This window comes from Hydrogenophaga aromaticivorans (genome assembly GCF_013387465.1).
GTDB lineage: Bacteria > Pseudomonadota > Gammaproteobacteria > Burkholderiales > Burkholderiaceae_C > Hydrogenophaga > Hydrogenophaga aromaticivorans.
Map to the genome: position 1 here is coordinate 1 of NZ_VYGV01000003.1, position 20,730 is coordinate 20,730.

General features: G+C 64.7%; 20 protein-coding genes. 5 read left to right on the top strand and 15 right to left on the bottom strand.

Annotated elements, in window-relative coordinates; translation table 11 throughout:
• The 14 genes from F3K02_RS02025 to F3K02_RS02090 form a co-directional block, all read right to left on the bottom strand.
• Window positions 1-1,897: DUF4347 domain-containing protein (locus F3K02_RS02025; protein ID WP_177132807.1), on the bottom strand; the 1,897-nt coding region annotated here is incomplete at its 3' end.
• A 206-nt stretch (window positions 1,898-2,103) separates the two neighbouring features.
• Window positions 2,104-2,553: a dihydroneopterin triphosphate diphosphatase gene (gene nudB / locus F3K02_RS02030; RefSeq protein ID WP_177132809.1), complete on the bottom strand. Its 450-nt coding sequence runs from the start codon at window positions 2,551-2,553 to the stop codon at window positions 2,104-2,106.
• Window positions 2,554-2,564: 11 nt separating this feature from the next.
• Entirely contained in the window at window positions 2,565-2,879 is a 315-nt protein-coding gene (locus F3K02_RS02035; RefSeq protein ID WP_177132811.1) for a YqjK family protein, read from the bottom strand.
• 49 nt (window positions 2,880-2,928) lie between these two features.
• On the bottom strand, window positions 2,929-3,303 hold the full coding sequence (locus F3K02_RS02040) for a phage holin family protein (protein ID WP_177132813.1): 375 nt from the start codon (window positions 3,301-3,303) through the stop codon (window positions 2,929-2,931).
• 11 nt (window positions 3,304-3,314) lie between these two features.
• Window positions 3,315-3,635, bottom strand: a complete 321-nt coding sequence (locus F3K02_RS02045; RefSeq protein ID WP_177132816.1) for an ElaB/YgaM/YqjD family protein — start codon at window positions 3,633-3,635, stop codon at window positions 3,315-3,317.
• A gap of 157 nt (window positions 3,636-3,792) precedes the next feature.
• Window positions 3,793-5,595 carry an aspartate--tRNA ligase gene (gene aspS, locus F3K02_RS02050; RefSeq protein WP_177132818.1) on the bottom strand — a complete coding sequence of 601 codons (1,803 nt, stop codon included), beginning with the start codon at window positions 5,593-5,595 and terminating at the stop codon, window positions 3,793-3,795.
• A 48-nt stretch (window positions 5,596-5,643) separates the two neighbouring features.
• Window positions 5,644-6,324: a DUF502 domain-containing protein gene (locus F3K02_RS02055; protein ID WP_177132820.1), complete on the bottom strand. Its 681-nt coding sequence runs from the start codon at window positions 6,322-6,324 to the stop codon at window positions 5,644-5,646.
• Window positions 6,325-6,335: 11 nt separating this feature from the next.
• Window positions 6,336-6,698: an FmdB family zinc ribbon protein gene (locus F3K02_RS02060; RefSeq protein ID WP_177132822.1), complete on the bottom strand. Its 363-nt coding sequence runs from the start codon at window positions 6,696-6,698 to the stop codon at window positions 6,336-6,338.
• A 191-nt stretch (window positions 6,699-6,889) separates the two neighbouring features.
• Entirely contained in the window at window positions 6,890-8,455 is a 1,566-nt protein-coding gene (ubiB, locus tag F3K02_RS02065; protein ID WP_177132824.1) for a ubiquinone biosynthesis regulatory protein kinase UbiB, read from the bottom strand.
• Window positions 8,452-9,108: a ubiquinone biosynthesis accessory factor UbiJ gene (locus tag F3K02_RS02070; RefSeq protein ID WP_177132826.1), complete on the bottom strand. Its 657-nt coding sequence runs from the start codon at window positions 9,106-9,108 to the stop codon at window positions 8,452-8,454. The genes ubiB and F3K02_RS02070 overlap by 4 nt, the downstream gene beginning before the upstream one ends.
• Before the next feature lie 49 nt (window positions 9,109-9,157).
• Window positions 9,158-10,120 (bottom strand): Tim44 domain-containing protein, encoded by a 963-nt coding sequence (locus tag F3K02_RS02075; protein WP_177132828.1) that lies wholly within the window; start codon window positions 10,118-10,120, stop codon window positions 9,158-9,160.
• 37 nt (window positions 10,121-10,157) lie between these two features.
• Complete coding sequence (gene ubiE / locus F3K02_RS02080) at window positions 10,158-10,889, bottom strand: bifunctional demethylmenaquinone methyltransferase/2-methoxy-6-polyprenyl-1,4-benzoquinol methylase UbiE (RefSeq protein ID WP_177132829.1); 732 nt, start codon at window positions 10,887-10,889, stop codon at window positions 10,158-10,160.
• Between the two features lie 14 nt (window positions 10,890-10,903).
• Entirely contained in the window at window positions 10,904-11,323 is a 420-nt protein-coding gene (locus F3K02_RS02085; protein WP_177132832.1) for a gamma-butyrobetaine hydroxylase family protein, read from the bottom strand.
• 26 nt (window positions 11,324-11,349) lie between these two features.
• Window positions 11,350-15,243 carry a DUF3683 domain-containing protein gene (locus F3K02_RS02090; protein WP_177132834.1) on the bottom strand — a complete coding sequence of 1,298 codons (3,894 nt, stop codon included), beginning with the start codon at window positions 15,241-15,243 and terminating at the stop codon, window positions 11,350-11,352.
• Between the two features lie 176 nt (window positions 15,244-15,419).
• Between F3K02_RS02090 and ugpB the strand changes: the two genes are divergently transcribed.
• The 5 genes from ugpB (at window position 15,420) to ugpQ (ending at window position 20,415) form a co-directional block, all read left to right on the top strand.
• A complete protein-coding gene (ugpB, locus tag F3K02_RS02095; protein WP_177132836.1) occupies window positions 15,420-16,736 on the top strand; it encodes a sn-glycerol-3-phosphate ABC transporter substrate-binding protein UgpB in 1,317 nt (438 codons plus the stop codon).
• Window positions 16,737-16,831: 95 nt separating this feature from the next.
• Window positions 16,832-17,719 carry a sn-glycerol-3-phosphate ABC transporter permease UgpA gene (ugpA, locus tag F3K02_RS02100; RefSeq protein ID WP_177132838.1) on the top strand — a complete coding sequence of 296 codons (888 nt, stop codon included), beginning with the start codon at window positions 16,832-16,834 and terminating at the stop codon, window positions 17,717-17,719.
• On the top strand, window positions 17,719-18,570 hold the full coding sequence (gene ugpE, locus F3K02_RS02105; protein WP_177132840.1) for a sn-glycerol-3-phosphate ABC transporter permease UgpE: 852 nt from the start codon (window positions 17,719-17,721) through the stop codon (window positions 18,568-18,570). The genes ugpA and ugpE overlap by 1 nt, the downstream gene beginning before the upstream one ends.
• A gap of 46 nt (window positions 18,571-18,616) precedes the next feature.
• Complete coding sequence (gene ugpC, locus F3K02_RS02110; RefSeq protein ID WP_177132842.1) at window positions 18,617-19,630, top strand: sn-glycerol-3-phosphate ABC transporter ATP-binding protein UgpC; 1,014 nt, start codon at window positions 18,617-18,619, stop codon at window positions 19,628-19,630.
• Window positions 19,627-20,415: a glycerophosphodiester phosphodiesterase gene (gene ugpQ, locus F3K02_RS02115; protein ID WP_177132844.1), complete on the top strand. Its 789-nt coding sequence runs from the start codon at window positions 19,627-19,629 to the stop codon at window positions 20,413-20,415. Before ugpC ends, ugpQ begins: the two co-directional genes overlap by 4 nt.
• A 21-nt stretch (window positions 20,416-20,436) precedes the next feature.
• On the opposite strand, the gene F3K02_RS02120 is transcribed toward ugpQ, so the two are convergent.
• Window positions 20,437-20,706 carry a hypothetical protein gene (locus F3K02_RS02120; protein ID WP_177132848.1) on the bottom strand — a complete coding sequence of 90 codons (270 nt, stop codon included), beginning with the start codon at window positions 20,704-20,706 and terminating at the stop codon, window positions 20,437-20,439.
• Window positions 20,707-20,730: the final 24 nt, after the last annotated feature.

Here is a 20,730-nt window from a genome sequence, read left to right on the forward strand (position 1 = left end):
TGGTCCCACCTGCGGTGGTCGCGAACGTTCCGGGCACCACGGTCAGGCTGTCGCCATCCAGGTCGGTGTCGTTGGCGTCCAGATCCACGATGGAAGTGAACGGCGTGTCTTCGGCAACGGTGATCGCATCGTCCACCGCCAACGGTGGGTCGTTGGCCGGCGTGACCGTGATGGTCGCCGTGGCCGTGCTGGTACCACCGTCGGCATCGGTTATGGTGTAGGTAAAGCTGTCCGTACCGTAGAAGTCGACGTTGGGCGCATAGGTGAAGCTGCCGTTAGGGTTGACGACGACTGTGCCGTTGGCCGGATTGGTGTGAGCCGTCACCGAGAAGCTGTCGCCATCAGGGTCCCTGTCGATCCCATTGCCGTTGTTGGCAAACAGGTTGCCGCTGACTGTCACGTCTTCATTTGTCGTGAAGGCATCGTTCTGGGCCACCGGTGGACGCATGAGCACGAAGTCAACCCGGTTGACCAGGTAGTCGTCTTCGGCGAACGCGTTGCTGGTGGGAACCGTGAACACCATCCGATCGAACGGAACACCTCCCGTTGCAGTCATCGTGAACGGTCCGTCGATCGTATCGGTACCACCGGTTCGTGACCACGAACCAACCAGGGTTGTACCCCTGTAGAAGTTCACCAGAGCGGATTCGCTGGGGTTCTGCCAGGCCAACCAAACGTTCGCGCTGGTTACCGTGCCCGCGAAAGTGATCTCAAGGCGCTCAGCTTGCCCACCCTGCTCACCGATCTCTGCCGGGTCTCCACTGAGTTGGGTAGCAGCCACCCCGAAGCCGGGGGGCGTGCCGGTTCTCACAGCAACCGTTCCCACCGAACCGTCCCGGTTGTAGGCAACGGTGGTAAAGCCCAGCCCGGTGTTGGTGACATTGGCGCCCGTGATGGAGATCGATGTGCCCAGCAAACCTTGCCAAGCCGCAATGTCCAGGGCGTCCGTATCAATCTGACCGGCTTGGGCCTCAAGCACCCAGTCACCACCCAACTCCGCCGCCCCGGTCGCATCGGTGGACGCGGCCACATCGGCACCCGTTGCATCGGACAAGCCCTGCATCAGCTCAACACCTGCCTCGGTGGACGCCACGTCACAACCGTAGATCAGGATGTCCGCGTCATCACTCAGGGCCGCGGCTATGACATCCATTTCATCGCCGTAGGCGTTCGCGAGGGTGCCCGTGTTCAGCGTGCCAGATCCCAGGAAAAGCTGCCCATCGGTTCCATGACTGACGATATGGATCGCGTCCACCCCTTCCCGGTCTCGCAAAATTTCGGCAATCTGCTCAACACCGTCACGATCCGGATCGAGCACATAGACCTCGCCGGGATGCGTGTCCAGGTATTCCGTGACGCCCTCGGCGATCGAATCGACAAAAATGATCTCCGTACGCTCGGGTTCAACCGCCTCGGCCATTTCAGTTTCAGTGACGCCATCCAAAGGCTCCTCCGCCACCGGCGCCTCGAGACTGTCGTCAATCGCTGCTTCGGACCCAGTCTCGGCAACCGCCACGGCCTCCCCTGTCTCTGCCTCATCTTCATCCACCGCGGCTGCGGCTTCCGGCCCATCAGAAACCGGTTCGGTTGTCTCCACCGCCGCCTGCACAGCAGCAGCGTCAACCTCCGCGTCTTCAGCCTCCAGTTGATCCAGCTCAGCCAGCACAGGATCCGGTCCCGCCGCGTTTTCGGCCTGGGCCTCCACCAACGTGGCTGGCAGGGCCGCATCAAAAACAATGCGCTGCTCCAGCGCCAGCTGACCCGCATGTGCTCGCAGTGGAACGCGCCGCGCCTTGCGACCGGACGATGTCTTTCGTCCCGTGGCATTGGCGGTTTCCGCCGCAGCCACGTAGGTTCCCAAGGATTCGTTCCAGATCGATTTGTGTGACTTGTTCATGCTGCTCAGTGGAGGTTCTAGCGCAACCAAAAGTAACTAGTAGTCCTATTTGTTACTTTAGTTTTGGGTGCGAGGTTACCAAAAGAGGCACCAGGCGGCGCCAACTGAAGCAGTAAAGTTCAAATTTTTAAGGTTTTTCGTAACTTTTGACTCAGTGACGTGCGCATCGCACCGCGCTGCCAAGTCCTTACGCCCAGTCCATTGATTCAGCACAGTCTGGATCGCAAGCACAACACCGCTTCGGCGTTGGACGGCGAAAAGCAGAGGTCGGCGGCCTCCAGCAGCGGCAACCAGCGCTGCGCACGGTGTTCCCGCGGATTGAGGTTCACGGTCACTGGCTGCGGAATGCACAGGCCGAAGACACGCTCTGTGTTGTGCGTCACCCCCGGCGCGTAACGGTGAAGCCACTGCGGGTAGATCTCATAGACGTTTTCCAGCGCCCAGTCCGTCAACACATGACCGGGAGCACGCGCATCCAGTCCGGTCTCTTCCCATACCTCGCGCACCGCCGTGGCCTCGAACGGCTCGTCTTCGGCATCTTTTGAACCCGTGACCGACTGCCAGAATCCCGACGCGTCGGCGCGTTCGATCAGCAGCACCTCCAGCGCCGGTGTGTGGATCACGACCAGCACTGATTGGGGAATCTTCGGGCGCATCAACGCGCGGGTCAGAGCAGGCTGAGTGACGCGTTGCCGACCGAGCGGGCGCGCCGCAACAGCCGCCACGCCGACCACACCTTCAGTGCCAGCGCCAGTGAGCGACGCGGTCGCCAAACCGCAACAGTCAGCGCGGCGCCCGCCACCGCCAGCGGATTCGCGCGCAACCAACGCCAAGCGTCCTGCAGGCGGTCGGCCCACATCAACGCGGGCTCCACCACCTGCAGTTGTTCAACCACCTCCCGGCGCAGTTGCCCGGACCGCTGCACCAGCAACTCGCGCCTGCGAGCCAGCTGTTCGCGGCGGTCGGGCTCGTTGGCGTTCATGGAAGCGCCTTCGTTCTGCGAGCTTGCTTGGGGCAACCCGGCACGGTGCTCATGAGCGCAATCCCTCGCGGTCTTTCTTGAGTTCTACGACGGTGGCCGAAAACAGCTTGGTGCCGGTGCGCACCCGCTCGCGAGCCAGCCAGGCCGCAACGCCGCCGAAGCCGAGAAACAGCCCCGCGAACACCGCCAGTGGCAGCAGGCGATGGGTGTCCCATAGCGCCACCGTGATCAGCATGGCCAGAAAGCCCAGCCCCAGACTGAGGAAGGCCACCGCCACGGCGCCGTAGACCAGCAGGCCACCAACGCGCAGCACCTCCTCTTGCGCTTCCACACTGAGCAACTCCAGCCGCAGCTGGAGCAGTTCCAGCACGGTGGCGGTCAGCCCCTTGAGCGAGGCCGACAAGCGGGTCGGAGGTGCAGACATGCCCCTTCCGTTCAACGCCGGCTGATCAACAGGCCGATCACCAGGCCGATGCCAGCGGCAGTGCCCACGGCTCGCCAAGGGTGTTCGTGCACGTAGTCGTCGGTGGCGCGCGCCATCTCGCGGGTCTTTTCCTTGATCGCATCTTCAGCGTCCAGCAGCTTGTGGCGGGCCTGGCGCAGGTTTTCGTTGATGCGCTCGCGCAACTCCACCACCTTGCCTTCGGTCTGGTGGGCGGTAGCCGCCATCAGTTCTTCAGCGTCGGTAATGACGCGCTGCAGGTCAGCGACCAGCTTCTCTTTGTTGGCCAGGGTATCTTGGGCGTTCTTGCTCATGGATAGGCTCCTTTCAAAAAGCCATCCTAACAAACCCCCAACCAAGTGGAGCGGTGCCGTACGTTTCGATACAGCACCTGCAACAGGCGGCATCACCGAAAACCCGAAAAGAAAGGCGGCCTGTGCCGCCCTTCTTTCCTGCTGACGCGTCCAGGGATCAGGCCGGCTTGGCCAGGTCCACGTTGCGCAGGCGGATGTGCAGTTCGCGCAGCTGCTTTTCATCCACCAACGATGGCGCCTGCGTCAGCAGACACTGGGCGCGCTGGGTCTTGGGGAAGGCGATCACGTCGCGGATCGAGTCGGCGCCAGTCATCAGCGTGACGATGCGGTCCAGACCGAAGGCCAGGCCACCGTGAGGCGGTGCGCCGTACTGCAGCGCGTCGAGCAGGAAGCCAAACTTGATCTGCGCTTCTTCGGGCGTGATCTTCAGCGCGTCAAACACCTTCTGCTGCACCGCGGCGGTGTGGATACGCACCGAGCCACCACCGATTTCCCAGCCGTTGAGCACCATGTCGTAGCCCTTGGCGATGCACTTCTCGGGCGCGGTGACCATCCAGTCTTCATGGCCGTCTTTCGGCGCGGTGAAGGGGTGGTGCACAGCGGTCCAGCGGTCGGCTTCTTCGTCGTGCTCGAACATCGGGAAGTCCACCACCCACATCGGGGCCCAGCGGGCTTCGAACAGGCCGTTTTTCTTGCCCAGTTCGCTGTGGCCGATCTTCAGGCGCAGCGCGCCGATGGCGTCGTTCACCACCTTGGCCTTGTCGGCACCGAAAAAGATGATGTCGCCGTCCTGCGCACCAGTGCGTTTCAGGATTTCGGCCACGGCTGCGTCGTGCAGGTTCTTCACGATCGGGCTCTGCAGGCCATCGCGGCCCTTGGCCACTTCGTTGACCTTGATCCAGGCCAGGCCCTTGGCGCCGTAGATCTTGACGAACTCGGTGTAGGCGTCGATCTCGCTGCGGCTGATTTCGGCACCGCCGCGCACGCACAGGGCGACCACGCGGCCGTTCTTCATGGTGGCGGGTGCACTGAAAACCTTGAAGTCCACGTCGGCCATCACGTCGGTGAGCTCGGTGAATTCGAGTTTGACGCGCAAATCAGGCTTGTCGGAGCCGAAGCGGTGCATGGCTTCGCTGTAGGCCATGACCGGGAACTCACCCAGGTCCACGCCCAGGGTGTTCTGGAACACGGTCTTGATCATGCCCTGGAACATGTCGCGGATGTCTTCCTCGGTCAGGAACGAGGTCTCGATATCGATCTGCGTGAACTCGGGCTGGCGGTCGGCGCGCAGGTCTTCGTCGCGGAAGCACTTGGTGATCTGGTAGTAGCGGTCGAAGCCCGCCACCATCAGCAACTGCTTGAACAGCTGAGGCGACTGCGGCAGCGCGAAGAAGTGACCGTCGTGCACGCGGCTGGGCACGAGGTAGTCGCGCGCGCCTTCGGGTGTGCTCTTGGTCAGCATCGGGGTTTCGATGTCGATGAAACCGTTGGCGTCGAGGAACTTGCGCACTTCCATCGCCACGCGGTAGCGCAGCATCAGGTTGTTCTGCATGTAGGGGCGACGCAGGTCGAGCACGCGGTGCGTCAGGCGTGTGGTTTCGCTCAGGTTGTCGTCGTCCAGCTGGAATGGGGGCGTGACGGATGGGTTGAGCACCTTGAGCTCGTGGCAGAGGATTTCGATCTTGCCGCTCTTCAGGTTGTCGTTGGTGGTGCCCTCGGGACGTGCGCGCACCAGGCCGGTGACCTGCACGCAGAACTCGTTGCGCACGTCTTCGGCGGTCTTGAACATCTCGGCGCGATCCGGGTCGCAGACCACCTGCACATAACCTTCGCGGTCGCGCAGGTCGATGAAGATCACACCACCATGGTCGCGGCGGCGGTTGACCCAGCCGCAAAGTTGCACGGTTTGGCCCAGCAGGGCTTCGGTCACCAGACCGCAATAGTGGGAGCGCATGGCCATATCGGTTCTTCTTTCAGCAGGTTCGCCGTGTTGCACGGCGGGGAGTCATCAGGTCGGGTGGGTGGTCGCGCCGGGCGCTGCCACTTTGGGGAAGGTGTTTTTGGGGGCACCGGGCGCGATCACGCCCATGGAGACGATGTAGGTCAGCGCTTCGTCCACGCTCATCTGCAGCTCCAGGCAATCGCTGCGGCGCACCATCACGAAATAGCCGCCCGTGGGATTGGGCGTGGTGGGCACAAACACACTCAGGAATTCGTCGTGATCGCCGATGCGGCCCGGCTGGGACTGCAAGTGTGCAAGGACCTCGCCACTGGGCGCACCGGTCTGGAAACCGATGGTCCACATGCCGGCATGCGGCCACTGGACCAGCACCGCTTTGCGAAACGCATTGCCCTTCTCGGAAAACAGCGTGTCGGAAATCTGCTTGACACCGGAATAGATGGATCGCACCACCGGAATGCGGTGCAGCAGCGCGTGCCACCAGTCCACCAGCTTGTTGCCGATGATGTTGGAAGCCAGCGCCCCGATGGACAGCACCACCACCAGCGCGAAGATCACACCCAGGCCAGGGATGTGAAAGCCGAACAGCTGGTCGGGTTGCCAGCTCTGCGGCAGGATGTGCAGCGTCTGGTCGAGTGTGCCCACCACCCAGTCCAGCACCCACAGGGTGATGATCAGGGGCACCAGGACCAGCAGGCCAGCCAGCAGCCATTTGCGCAAGGAAGGCATTGCGAGCGAACTCAGGTCGAAGAGGTGGGGGTCGAGCTGGCTGCCGGAGCCGCAGCGGGTGTCGTTGTGGTCGCTGTGCTGGTGGCGGGTGCCGGACTGGCGACGGCCTCACCCGCCGGTTTGGCAGCCGTGTCCGGTGCGCTGGCACCACTGTCGGCCCCCGCCACGGCCGGTGCGGCCTTGCCGCCGTTGCCTCCGCGGAAGTCGGTCACGTACCAGCCCGAGCCCTTGAGCTGAAAGCCGGCGGCGGTGACCTGCTTCTGGAAACTGGCCTGGCCACAGGCCGGGCAGACGCTCAACGGGTCGTCGGACATCTTTTGCAGCACGTCCTTGGCATGGCCGCAGGACGCGCACTTGTAGGCATAAATCGGCATGGCGGAACCTGTAGGTGACCGGCTGCATGAGAGCCGGGATCGCTTCGGAGGACAAACGGGCAGCGGGTGGGAATCACACCCGGCCCGTCGAGCCCGATCCGAAGGGTAGAAGAACAAAACCCGTCATTATAAATTGGGGGTGGTTTCCGGATGCACAAGGACCGCAAAACCAGGGCCACCACCGGCAGCGTCTACCAGAGTCGCACCCGCGTGAGCACCTGCATCAACAGCAGACCCATCAGGAAGCCCACCCCGCCCCAGACGATCCCCTGCAGCAAGCGGTTGGTGCGGCGCTGTTCGGCCAGCAGCTCATCGAGTTCGCGCCGCAGTTCGTGCGGCTTGTGCTGCAGGAAGTCGTGCACCAGCCGCGGCAGCGCAGGCAGCAGCTTGGCGTAGTGCGGCGCCTCGGCCTTGAGCTGCTGCAACAGCTTCTGCGGTCCGACCTGCTCCACCATCCACTTTTCCAGAAACGGCTTGGCGGTGTTCCAGAGGTCCAGCTCCGGATCCAGATCGCGGCCCAATCCCTCGATATTCAACAGCGTCTTCTGCAGCAACACCAGTTGCGGCTGGATTTCCACCTGGAAGCGGCGCGAGGTCTGGAACAGGCGCATCAGCACCATGCCCAGCGAGATTTCTTTCAGCGGGCGGTCAAAGTACGGCTCACAGACCGCACGGATCGCCGACTCCAGCTCGTCCACCCGGGTGTCTGCCGGCACCCAGCCACTTTCGATGTGCAGCTCGGCGACGCGCTTGTAATCGCGCCGGAAAAAAGCCGTGAAGTTCTGCGCCAGGTATTCCTTGTCGAACTCGGTCAGCGTGCCAACGATGCCGAAATCGAGCGAGATGTAGCGTCCGAACGTGGCCGGATCGACGCTGACCTGGATGTTGCCCGGGTGCATGTCGGCGTGAAAGAAGCCGTCGCGGAACACCTGGGTGAAAAAGATGGTGACGCCGTCACGCGCCAGTTTCGGGATGTCCACACCCCGGCGGCGCAACTCGTCCACCTTGTTGATCGGCAGGCCATGCATGCGCTCCATCACCATCACTTCGGTGTGGCAGTAGTCCCAGAGCATCTCCGGGATCAGCACGAGGTCGAGCCCCTGCATGTTGCGCCGCAGCTGGGCGGCGTTGGCGGCTTCGCGCAGCAGGTCGAGTTCGTCGTGCAGGTACTTGTCGAACTCGGCCACCACCTCGCGCGGCTTGAGTCGCTTGCCGTCGGCCGACAGCTTTTCGACCCAGCCCGCCATCGTGCGCATGAGGCTCAGGTCTTTTTCAATCACCGGCCGCATGTTGGGTCGCAGCACCTTCACCGCCACCTCGCGCCCACCATGGCGGCCATCGCGCAAGGTCGCGAAATGCACCTGCGCGATGGAAGCACTGGCCACCGGCACCTGCTCGAAGTGGGTGAACACAGCGTCCAGCGGCTTGCCGAACGCGCGCTCGATCGTGGCCACCGCCACGGCGCTGGGGAAGGGCGGCACGCGGTCCTGCAGGCGGGCCAGTTCGTCGGCAATGTCAGGCGGCAACAGGTCGCGCCGGGTCGAGAGCACCTGGCCAAACTTGACGAAGATCGGACCCAGCCGCTCCAGCGCCTCGCGCAGCCGCTGGCCGCGAGGGCTGTCCAGGTTGCGGCCGATGGAGACGAGGCGGGTCAGCAGCCGCAGCGTGGGGTGCCGGAAGCTGGACAGCACGAGCTCATCGAGCCCGTAGCGCAGCACCACCCAGACGATGAAAGCGCCGCGAAAGAGACGCGTCATGCGGCACCACCGCCACCGCCCGGCGTACCCGCATTCGCTGCCGGCGCGGCCGCTTCGGGCGCGGAGCCAACTGGCGATGCGAAGGGCGGACGTGGCGGGAAGCCTTCGGGCAGGCGCGCGGCAAAAGCCTTCACAGCCTGGGCACCTGCGCGCGCAAACCGGCTCAGCGTGTGCGCGGTGGCGTCGCCCACCACGCGGGACAGGTCTTCTTCCAGTTCCCAGCGCACGTTGTCCACCAGCCAGGCGACTTCGGCGGCGAGCTGCACGTCACCCTGGATGTCCACGCCCGGCTTGTCGCCCGCGATCACGCTCTGGGCCAGCGCAAACGGCGAGGTCTGGGTCAGGGTCACCGTGAGCTCAGGCTGGGCACCCGCGACCGGACGCTCCAGCAGACCGGCGGGCGTGGCGGCGAGCGTGAGGTGGAAGTCGCCCCACTGCACCCGCACCGGTTTGCCCTTCTGGCGCTTGAGACGTTCTTGCGCCTGCGGCTCCTGCATCAGCACGTGGTTGAGGAACAGCACCAGGCGGTTCTGCAACTCGTCCACCACCCAGTCGGGCGGACGGATGCTGCCCAGCAGGGACTGCAAAAAGCCCAGTGGCGATCGGCTGCCGCTGTCGGCGCCGGACGAAAAATCGGGGGGTACATTTTTCATGACCCCCCGATTTTGACGGATAACGCGGGACCATCCCGCCAAGGCGCCGTTATTGAAGCGCCTGAACCCCGGCCACCAGCCAGCCGCCCGAACCGCTCTTGGGCCGGGTGATGTTCCAGACTTCGCGGAACGGATTGGGGCCGGCCGAAGCGTCTTCCCGGATCATCCCGGAAAACTCCACACTCGCCATGTAACCGTCGTCCAGTTCCTCAATGCCCAGCAACTGGGCTTCGAGCATCACGACATCGGTCTTGTTGACGCTGCTGCCGCTGGTCTGCTCGCGTTCGGCCAGCTGGCTCTTGATCTGCTCCAGCATGCCGTCGGTCATCATGGCCCGCAGGCTGCGAATGTCGGACCGGTCCCAGGCATCCTGCAGGTTCACGAAGTTGGTCTTGGACGCCTTGAGAAAACCTTCGACGTCGAAGTCGCTGGGCACGCCCCAGGAGGGGGAACCCGCCAGCGCCGAACCGATCATGGAACCACCAGCACCCGCCGGGCCACCGCTCTCCCAAGGACGGGCCGACGCGTCATTGCCCACGTTCTGCGGGCTGTAACCCCGCGGCGTCGCCGCCAGGTCCGAGGCACCCGCACCCTGGTAGACCAGCCCGGACGGTTTGGCGGCCGCTGAACCCCGGCGCATCACCATGCGGATCACGGCGATCACCACCACCGCCAGCAAAGCCAGCATGAGGAACTGGGCAAAGCCCTCACCCAGGCCCAATGAGGAAGCCAGCCAGGCCAGGCCGAGACCGGCGGCCAGGCCACCCAGCATGGCGCCCCAGGGGCGCTTGGGGGCGGCTGCGGCGGGCGCCGGTGTGGTGGGTCGGGTCGCTGCGTTTTGAGCGGGCGCCTGCTGCGGCGTGACTGGCTGGGTCGCAGGCACCGAGGAGCGCTGGGTCACATTGCCCGACTGTTTGCCGATGGACAAACCACCTCCCATGCGCTTGGCCGAGGCGTCATGCGCCCCCAGCGCCATCGCGCAGACCAACAGTACCGACCACAACCTGCTCATTGTTCCATCCCTCAATTGACGTAAAAAACCCACTGAATCAACACTTGATGCCCACGTGCAAGGCCACCACACCGGCGCTGAGGTTGTGCACGTCCACATGCCCGAATCCCACCGACTTCATCATCTGTCGCAATTCCTCCTGCCCCGGGTGCATGCGGATGGACTCGGCGAGGTAGCGGTAGCTGTGCTCGTCGTTGGCCACCAGCTTGCCCAGCTTCGGCAGGATGTTGAACGAGTACCAGTCATAAGCCTTCTCCAGCGGTTTGGCCACCCGGGAAAACTCCAGCACTAGCAATTTGCCACCCGGTTTCAGGGTGCGATGCATCTCGGCCAGTGCAAGTTCCTTGTGCGTCATGTTGCGCAGGCCAAAGGCCACCGACACAAAATCGAACGACTCGCTGGCAAAGGGCAGCTTCTCGGCATCGCACACCATGGTGGGCAGCACGACCCCTTTGTCCAGCAGGCGGTTGCGGCCTTCGCGCAACATGGCCTCGTTGATATCGGTGTGCACCACGCGACCTGTAGGGCCAACCTTGGCGGCAAAAGCCAGTGACAGGTCACCCGTACCGCCCGCGATGTCCAGCACCTGCTGGCCTGGCTGCGGGTTGGCCACGGTGAGGGTGTAGTGCTTCCAGATGCGGTGCAGGCCGGCCGACATGAGGTCGTTCATCACATCGTATTTGGGTGCGACCGAATCGAACACGCTGCGCACGTGCTGCGCTTTTTCACGCTCGTCAACCGTCTTGAAACCGAAATGGGTAGATGCCATGGCGCAATCCGTTCCTAGTGTGAGTGGCTTCCGCAGGCCGAGCCTGCTTTCTCCGGCATGGCGGCGTCGCGGTCAACCCCCGCCTGGAGGAGGCGTTGCTGGTAGTCGGCCCACAGCGCGTCTTGCTGGCTGCCCAGGAAATACAGGTAGTCCCACGAATAAATACCGCTGTCGTGACCGTCGCTGAACGTGGGCTGCACCGCGTAGTTGCCCACAGCCTCCAGCGCCAGAATGCCGACCTCGCGCTTGCCGGTCTGCAGCACTTCCTGGCCCGGGCCGTGGCCCTGGACTTCGGCCGAAGGCGAAAACACCCGCATCAGTTCGAACGGGATGCGGAAGTCGCTGCCATCTGAAAAGCTCACCTGCAGCACGCGCGACTGGCTGTGCACCGTGATGTCCTGCGGTGTCGGGGTGTTTTTGTCGAGTCCTGCCATGGCTGTCTCCGGTTGGTTGACTGTGATCAGACCAGCACGCGTTCGATGCCGCCCTGGTTGGCTTGCGCCACGTATTCGGGCAACCAGTCCTTGCCCAGAATCTGGTTGGCCATCTCGACAACGATGTAGTCGGCTTCGAGCAGGCCGTTGTTCAGGTCGTCGCCGTAGCGCGTCAGGCCCTGCAGGCAGCTCGGGCACGAGGTCAGCATCTTGATGTTGGCCTGGGCGCCCACGGTACCGGCGGCGCGCAGCTGCGCCTCGCCCTTCTTGATCTCTTCCTCCTTGCGGAAGCGGATCTGGGTGGAGATGTCGGGCCGGGTCACACCCAGCGTGCCGCTCTCGCCGCAGCAGCGCTTGCTCTCGACCACGTTGTCGCCCATCAAAGCCTTGACCGTTTTCATCGGGTCCTGCAGCTTCATGGGCGTGTGGCAGGGGTCGTGGTACAGGTAACCGCCCTGCCCGGCCGGCAGCGTGATGCCTTTTTCCAGCAGGTATTCGTGGATGTCGATGATGCGGCAGCCGGGGAAGATCTTGTCGAACTCGTAGCCCTGCAGCTGGTCGTAGCAGGTGCCGCAACTCACCACCACGGTCTTGATATCCAGGTAGTTCAGCGTGTTGGCCACACGGTGGAACAGCACCCGGTTGTCGGTGATGATCTTCTCGGCCTTGTCGAACTGTCCCGAACCGCGCTGCGGGTAACCGCAGCACAAATAGCCCGGCGGCAGCACGGTCTGCACGCCCGCGTGCCAGAGCATGGCCTGCGTGGCCAGCCCCACCTGGCTGAACAGGCGCTCCGAGCCGCAGCCGGGGAAATAGAACACCGCCTCGGTCTCGGCCGTGGTGCCCACCGGGTTGCGGATGATGGGCACGTAGTCCTTGTCCTCGATGTCCAGCAGCGCGCGCGCCGTCTTCTTGGGCAGGCCGCCCGGCATCTTCTTGTTGATGAAGTGGATCACCTGCTCCTTGATCGGCGCGGGCCCGAGCGTGGCGGGCGGTGCGCTGGTCTGCTTGCGCGCGGCGAGCTTCAGCACGTTGTTGGCCATGCGCTGGGCCTTGAAGCCCACGCCGACCATGGCCGAGCGCATGAACTTGATGGTCTCGGGGTTGGTCGCGTTCAGAAAGAACATGGCCGCGGCGTTGCCCGGGCGGAAGCTTTTCTGCCCCATCTTGCGCAACAGGTTGCGCATGTTCATGGTCACGTCGCCGAAGTCGATCTTGACCGGGCACGGGCTCAGGCACTTGTGGCAGACCGTGCAGTGGTCGGCCACGTCTTCGAACTCTTCCCAGTGCTTGATGCTGATGCCGCGGCGCGTCTGCTCTTCGTACAGAAAGGCCTCGACCAGCAGCGAGGTCGCCAGGATCTTGTTGCGCGGGCTGTAGAGCAGGTTGGCGCGCGGCACGTGCGTGGCGCAAACCGGTTTGCATTTGCCGCAGCGCAGGCAGTCCTTGACCGAATCGGCGATGGCGCCGATGTCGCTCTGCTGCATGATCAGCGACTCGTGGCCCATCAGGCCGAAGCTGGGGGTGTAGGCGTTGGAGAGGTCGGCGCGGCGCAGGCTGGTGTCAGCGGCGAGGCCTTGCACGCCCGACAGGTCACGCAGCAGCTTGCCCTTGTTGAAGCGGCCTTCCGGGTCCACCTTGGCCTTGTACTCGGCGAAGGGACGCAGCTCGTCGTCGGTCAGGAATTCCAGCTTGGTGATGCCGATGCCGTGTTCACCCGAGATCACCCCGTCCAGGCTGCGCGCCAGCACCATGATGCGACCCACCGCTTCGTGCGCGGTCTGCAGCATCTCGTAGTCGTCGCTGTTGACGGGGATGTTGGTGTGCACGTTGCCGTCACCGGCGTGCATGTGCAACGCCACCCAGACCCGGCCCTTGAGCACGCGCTGATGGATGGCCGTGCATTCGGCCAGGATCGGACCGAACGCTGCGCCGGTGAAGATGCCTTGCAGGGGCGCGCGGATCTGCGTCTTCCAGCTCGCGCGCAAGCGGTGGTCCTGCAACTGCGGGAACAGCGTTTCCACGTCGCGCAGCCAGCCGGCCCAGAGCGAGCGCACTTCGCGCACCAGCGCCAGCGCCTGCTGCACACGGTCTTCCAGCAACTCGGCGCTGGGAATGTCGTTGGCGTCGTCGGTCTTACCCAGCGGCAACTGGCCGCGGGTGAAGAAAGCTTCCAGCGCTTCGCAGAGCTTGAGCTTGTTGCGCAGCGAGAGCTCGATGTTGATGCGCTCGATGCCCTCGGTGTACTCGCCCATGCGCGGCAGCGGGATCACCACGTCTTCGTTCACCTTGAAGGCGTTGGTGTGCTTGCTGATGGCCGCGGTGCGCTTGCGGTCGAGCCAGAATTTCTTGCGCGCTTCGGCGCTGATGGCCACGAAACCTTCACCGCTGCGGCCGTTGGCCAGGCGGATCACCTCGCTGGTGGCGCGGGCCACGGCATCGGCGTCGTCGCCCACGATGTCGCCCACCAGCACCATCTTGGGCAAGGTGCCGCGCTTGCTCTTGGTGGCGTAGCCCACGGCCTTGAGGTAACGGTCGTCCAGGTGCTCCAGGCCGGCCAGGATGGCACCACCGGGGCGTTTCATCTCGCCGAACATGAAGTCCTTGATGTCCACGATGGACGGCACGCAGTCCTTGGGGTTGCCGAAGAACTCCAGGCACACGGTGCGCACGTGCTCGGGCATGCGGTGCACCAGCCAGCGCGCGCTGGTGATCAGGCCGTCACAGCCTTCTTTCTGGATGCCCGGCAGGCCGGCGAGGAACTTGTCGGTCACGTCCTTGCCCAGGCCTTCCTTGCGGAAGGTCGAGCCCGGGATCACCAACTGTTCGGTGCGCACGTGCGTCTTGCCGTTGGCCTCGAAGTACTTCAATTCGAAGGTGGCGACCTCGGCATCGTGAATCTTGCCGCGGTTGTGGTCCAGGCGCGTGACTTCCAGCCACTGCGCCTGCGGCGTCACCATGCGCCAGCTCACCAGGTTGTCCAGCGCCGTGCCCCAGAGCACGGCCTTCTTGCCACCGGCGTTCATGGCGATGTTGCCGCCCACGCACGAGGCTTCGGCCGAGGTCGGGTCCACCGCAAACACATGGCCGGCGCGCTCGGCCGCATCGGCCACGCGCTGCGTCACCACGCCAGCCTCGGTCCAGATCGTGGGCAGTGGCTCGGCGTGGCCGGGCACGGCCACGAACTCCACCTCGGTCATGGCTTCGAGTTTTTCGGTGTTGATCACCGCGCTCTTCCAGGTCAGCGGGATCGCGCCGCCGGTGTAGCCGGTGCCGCCGCCGCGCGGCACGATGGTCAGACCGAGTTCGAAACAGCCACGCACCAGCTCGGCCATCTCGGCCTCGGTGTCTGGGGTGAGCACCACGAACGGGTATTCCACACGCCAGTCGGTCGCATCGGTCACATGCGAGACACGCGAGAGGCCGTCGAATTTGATGTTGTCCTTGGCCGTCAGCCGGCGCAGCGCCTTGGTGGCGCGCTGGCGCAAGGCGGCCATGTCCTCGAACGAGCGGGCGAAGCTGTCGACCGCGGCCCGGGCGGCGCTGAGCAGCTCGGCCACCAGGGTGTCGCGCGCGGCATCGTCCTGCGGCGTGCGCCGCTTCTGCACCTCACCCAGGCGGTGGTGCAAAGCCTCCACCAGCGCGGCGCGGCGCTTGGGGTTGTCCAGCAGGTCGTCCTGCAGATAGGGGTTGCGCTGCACCACCCAGATGTCGCCCAACACCTCGTACAACATGCGTGCGGAACGCCCGGTGCGGCGCTCGGCGCGCAACTCGTCCAGCAGCCCCCAAGCCCGCTCGCCCAACAACCGCAGCACGATTTCTCGGTCCGAAAAGGAGGTGTAGTTGTACGGAATCTCGCGCAGGCGTGGCGCGTCGTCGGCGGCGGTAACGAGGAGCGAAAGCGGCGTGGGAGCGTTCATGTGTGTGGCAGTCGCCAGCATGACAGTACAGAACCCAAGATGGTACCGCAGCGCAACATACACCCACCCCCCTCGTGGAAACCCCTGTTGTCACACCCTGGAAACGCATGTGCAATGGTTTTGTCACACGGGGCCGATACCCTGCGGCTTTCCGTACGCCCAAACAGGAGCACTTCATGCGCAAGCCATTCATCCCCCTCTCCGGCCTGCTGGCCCTCGCCACCCTCATGAGCGGCCCAGCCCACGCGCAGACCGAAATCCAGTGGTGGCATTCCATGACCGGCGGCCTCAACGACTGGGTGCTGGACCTCTCCAATGGCTTCAACGCCAGCCAGAAGGAATACAAGATTGTGCCCACGTACAAGGGCACCTACGACGAAACCATGCCGGCCGCCGTGGCGGCCTTCCGCGCCGGCAATGCGCCGCACATCCTGCAGGTCTACGAGGTCGGCACCGCGACCATGATGGCCGCCAAAGGCGCCATCGTTCCGGTGGGCAAGGTCCTGGCCGATGCCGGCTACAAGTTCGACCCCAAGGCCTACATCCCGGCCGTGGTGGGCTACTACACCGCCCCCAATGGCCAGATGCTGAGCTTCCCGCTCAACAGTTCGACCACCGTCTTCAACTACAACAAGGACCTGTTCAAGAAGGCCGGCCTGGACCCGAACAGCCCGCCCAAGACCTGGCCCGAAGTGGTGCTGGCCGCCGCCAAGCTCAAGGCCTCGGGCGTGAGCTGCCCCTTCACCACCAGCTGGCAGGGTTGGACCCAGCTGGAGAGCTTCTCCACCTGGCACAACACCGAGTTCGCCACCAAGGGCAACGGCTTTGGCGGCACCAGCGCGCGCCTGAACTTCAACAGCCCGCTGCACGTGCGCCACATCGAGAACCTGGCCAACATGGCCAAGCAGGGCCTGTTTGTGTACCGCGGCCGCGGCAACGCCGCCGACGCGCCGTTCTACTCGGGCGAGTGCGCCATGGCCACCGCCTCGTCGTCGACCTACGCCAGCATCAAGAAGAACGCCAAGTTCGACTTCGGCATTGCCCCGCTGCCGTACTACCCCGACGTGGCCGGCGCGCCCCAGAACACCGTGATCGGCGGCGCCTCGCTGTGGGTCATGGCCGGCAAGAAGGCGCCCGAATACAAGGGCGTGGCCGCGTTCTTCAACTACCTGACCAACGCCGAGATCCAGGCCAAGAGCCACCAGCGTACCGGCTACCTGCCGATCACGCTGGCCTCGTTCGAAGCCACCGAGAAGGCGGGCTTCTACAAACAGAACCCTGGCACCGACGTGGCCGTGAACCAGATGATCCGCAAGACCACGGACAAGTCGCGCGGCATCCGCCTGGGCAACTTCGTGCAGATCCGCGCGATCGAGGACGAGGAGCTGGAGCAGGTCTGGGCCGGCAAGAAGTCCGCCAAGGAAGCGCTGGACAGCGCGGTCAAGCGCGGCAACGAGCTGCTGGTGCGATTCGAGGCGGCCAACAAGAACTGAGTCCTGCGGGCGGCCTGCACCGCCGCCCCCCACTCCCTCGCGTCCGTTGACAGTGCGCGGGGCGATCCAACCCAACCACCTGCACCACGGCCCGCATGGCTTCTGAAAAACGCGTCGTGTTCCGCTCCGGCTGGCTCCCCTGGGCGCTGCTGGCGCCCCAGGTGATTGTCATCCTGGTGTTCTTCTTCTGGCCGGCAGCGCAGGCGCTGCTGCAGTCGTTCCAGCAGTCCGATGCCTTCGGCATCTCGACCGAGTGGGTGGGGCTGCAGAACTTCGAAAACCTGCTCAAGGACGACACCTACCTGGCCTCGTTCCAGACCACCGCGGTGTTCTCCGTGCTGGTCGCGGGGCTGGGCATCGGCATCTCGCTGGTGCTGGCCGTGTTCGCCGACCGCGTGGTCAAGGCCACGCTGATCTACCGCACGCTGCTGATCTGGCCCTACGCGGTGGCCCCGGCCGTGGCCGGTGTGCTGTGGCTGTTCATGCTGGCGCCGTCCATCGGCGTCGTGTCGTACGCGCTGCGCGGCCTGGGCATCGAGTGGAACAGCCTGCTCAACAGCACCCATGCCATGACCCTGATCGTGCTGGCCTCGGTCTGGAAGCAGATCTCCTACAACTTCCTGTTTTTCCTGGCCGGCCTGCAGAGCATTCCGAAGTCGCTGATCGAGGCCGCGGCCATCGACGGCGCGCACCCCTGGCGGCGCTTCTGGACCATCCAGTTCCCGCTGCTCTCGCCCACAACCTTCTTCCTGTTCGTGATCAACGTGGTCTACGCCTTCTTCGACACCTTCGCCATCGTGGACGCGGCCACCCAGGGCGGTCCGGGCAAGGACACCGCGATCCTGGTCTACAAGGTCTACTACGACGGTTTCAAGGCGCTGGACCTCGGCGGTTCGGCGGCGCAGTCGGTGGTGCTGATGGTGATCGTCATTGCGCTCACCGTGGTGCAGTTCCGCTTCGTCGAGAAGAAGGTCCAATACTGATGATCGAACGCCGCCCAGGCCTGACCGTGCTGTCCCACGCCGTGTTGATCCTCGGCGTGCTGGTGGTCGGCTTCCCGCTCTACCTGACCTTCGTGGCCTCCACCCAGACGGCCGAAGCCATCGTGCACGCGCCGATGTCGCTGCTGCCAGGCAACCAGCTGATCGAGAACTACACCGCCGCGTTGCAGGGCACCGGCATGGGCGCCGCCTCCAACGCGCCTGTGGGCCGCATGATGATGGTCAGCCTGATCACCGCGCTGGTGATCGCGATCGGCAAGATCGCCATCTCGCTGCTGTCGGCCTTTGCCATCGTCTACTTCCGGTTCCCGTTCCGCATGCTGTTCTTCTGGGCGATCTTCGTCACCCTGATGCTGCCGGTGGAGGTGCGCATCGGGCCGACCTACGCGGTGGTGGCCAGCCTGGGCCTGCTCAACACCTACGCCGGCCTCACGGTGCCGCTGATCGCCTCGGCCACCGCCACCTTCCTGTTCCGCCAGTTCTTCCTGACCGTGCCCGACGAGCTGGTGGAAGCCGCGCGCATGGACGGCGCGGGCCCGATGCGCTTCTTCAAGGACGTGCTGTTGCCGCTGTCCACCACCTCGATCGCCGCGTTGTTCGTGATCCAGTTCATCTACGGCTGGAACCAGTACCTCTGGCCGCTGCTGGTGACGACCGAAGAGAGCATGTACCCGGTGGTGATCGGCATCAAACGCATGATCAGCGGCGGCGACGCCGCCACCGACTGGAACATCGTGATGGCCACCGCCGTGCTGGCCATGATCCCGCCGGCGCTGGTCGTCATGCTCATGCAGCGCTGGTTCGTCAAGGGTCTGGTGGACACCGAGAAGTGAGCCACCCCGTCATCGAAGAACAACAGAGACAACAACAGAGATTTCCATGGCATCCATTTCCCTGCGCAACGTGATCAAGCGCTACCGCACCGGCAAGACCGAGCTGCAAGTGATCCACGGTGTGAACGCCGAGATCGCCGACCGCGAGTTCATCGTCATCGTCGGCCCATCGGGCTGCGGCAAATCCACGCTGCTGCGCATGGTGGCCGGCCTGGAAGACATCAGTGGCGGCGACATCTGCATTGGCGAACGTGTGGTCAACACGCTGGAGCCGGCCGAGCGCGACATCGCCATGGTGTTCCAGAACTACGCGCTCTACCCGCACATGACCGTGTTCGACAACATGGCCTATGGCCTGAAGATCAAGAAGGTGCCGATTGCCGAGATCAAGCAGCGTGTGGACAAGGCCGCCGGCATCCTCGAACTCGGTCACCTGCTGGCGCGCAAGCCGCGCGAACTCTCGGGTGGTCAACGCCAGCGCGTGGCCATGGGCCGCGCCATCGTGCGCCAGCCCCAGGTCTTCCTGTTCGACGAACCGCTGTCCAACCTCGACGCCAAACTGCGCGCCCAGACCCGGCTGGAGATCCAGAAACTGCACCGCGAACTCGGCATCACCTCGCTGTTCGTGACCCACGACCAGGTCGAAGCCATGACGCTGGCGCAGCGCATGATCGTGATGAACGCCGGCAGGATGGAACAGTTTGGCACCCCCGAAGAGGTCTACACCCGCCCGGCGACCACCTTCGTGGCCAGCTTCATCGGGTCGCCGCCCATGAACCTGCTCCAGCACGCGCCGGGCGGGCGCCCGGGCAGCCTGCTCGGTATCCGCCCCGAACACATCGACATCGGTGACAGCGGCTGGGCGCTTCAAGTGGAAACGGTGGAGCTGCTGGGGGCCGAACGCCTGGTGCACGCACGCCTGGGCGACGAAATGCTCATCATCCGCACCCACGAAGACCAGGGTGCGCCGGCCATCGGCAGCACCATCCATGCCCGGCCGCGCGAAGACCGCATGCACTGGTTCGACGCACAGACCGGCCAGCGACAATCCGGGGCATGACGACGCCCCACACCCCGTCCCCCGACGAGTGCCGCCCGGCAGCAAGGTCGCCCTGGCCCTACCCGCGCTGGATCGCCCACCGCGGCGCCGGCAAGCTGGCCCCCGAAAACACCCTCGCCGCCTTTCGCCTCGGCGCCTCCCACGGCTACCGCATGGCCGAATGCGACGCCAAGCTCAGCGCCGACGGCGTGGTGTTCCTGCTGCACGACGACACGCTGGACCGCACCACCAATGGCCAGGGCCTGGGCGGCGACCAGGCCTGGGTGGCGCTGAGCCGGCTTGACGCCGGCGGTTGGCACTCGCCAGCCTATGCGGGCGAGCCGCTGGCAACGCTCGAATCGGTGGCGCGTTTCTGCCTGGCCAATGGTGGGCTGCTCAACATCGAGATCAAGCCCACGACAGGTCTGGCGCGGGAGACCGGCCGGGTGGTCGCACTAGAGGCCGCCCGCCTGTGGGCGCAGCGCCCCGGGGCAGTTCCCCCCCTGCTCACCTCGTTTGAACCCGAAGCATTGCAGGGTGCGCGCGAGACCCAGCCCGAACTGCCGCGTGGCCTGCTGCTGGAAACCTTGTGGTCGGGCTGGCTGGAAACCGCCATCGAGCTCGAATGCCAGGCGGTGATCTGCGATCAGGACCTGTGGGAGGCCGGCAACGTGGCCCAGGTGCACCAGGCGGGTTTGCGCACCCTGGCCTACACGGTCAACGAAACAACCTCGGTGCAGCGGCTGCTGGCGCTGGGCATCGACGGCCTGATCACCGACCGGGTGGATGTCTTCCCGCCCGCCTGAAGCGCGGCGGGGGTGTTTCAGCTACCTGGCCCGCATCCACCAGGCCAGCGTGCCCTGGGCCAGCACCAGCGCGGCGTAGGTGAACATCTTGCCGTCGCGGCCAAACAGGATCAGCCCCCCCAGCAGCACGAGCACACCCGCCCCCGCCAGCACACCCACCTCGACCGCCGGCCGCCAGCGCACCGCGCGTTTGCCGCGACCGATGCGCGGCCCGAGCCACAGCAGGGCGGCCATCACCAGAGCCGGCGCGACGAAGTTGGCCAGGTGCCCAAGCAGGGCGAAAAATGTCATGTTGGGCATGCCGAAACGTCAAAG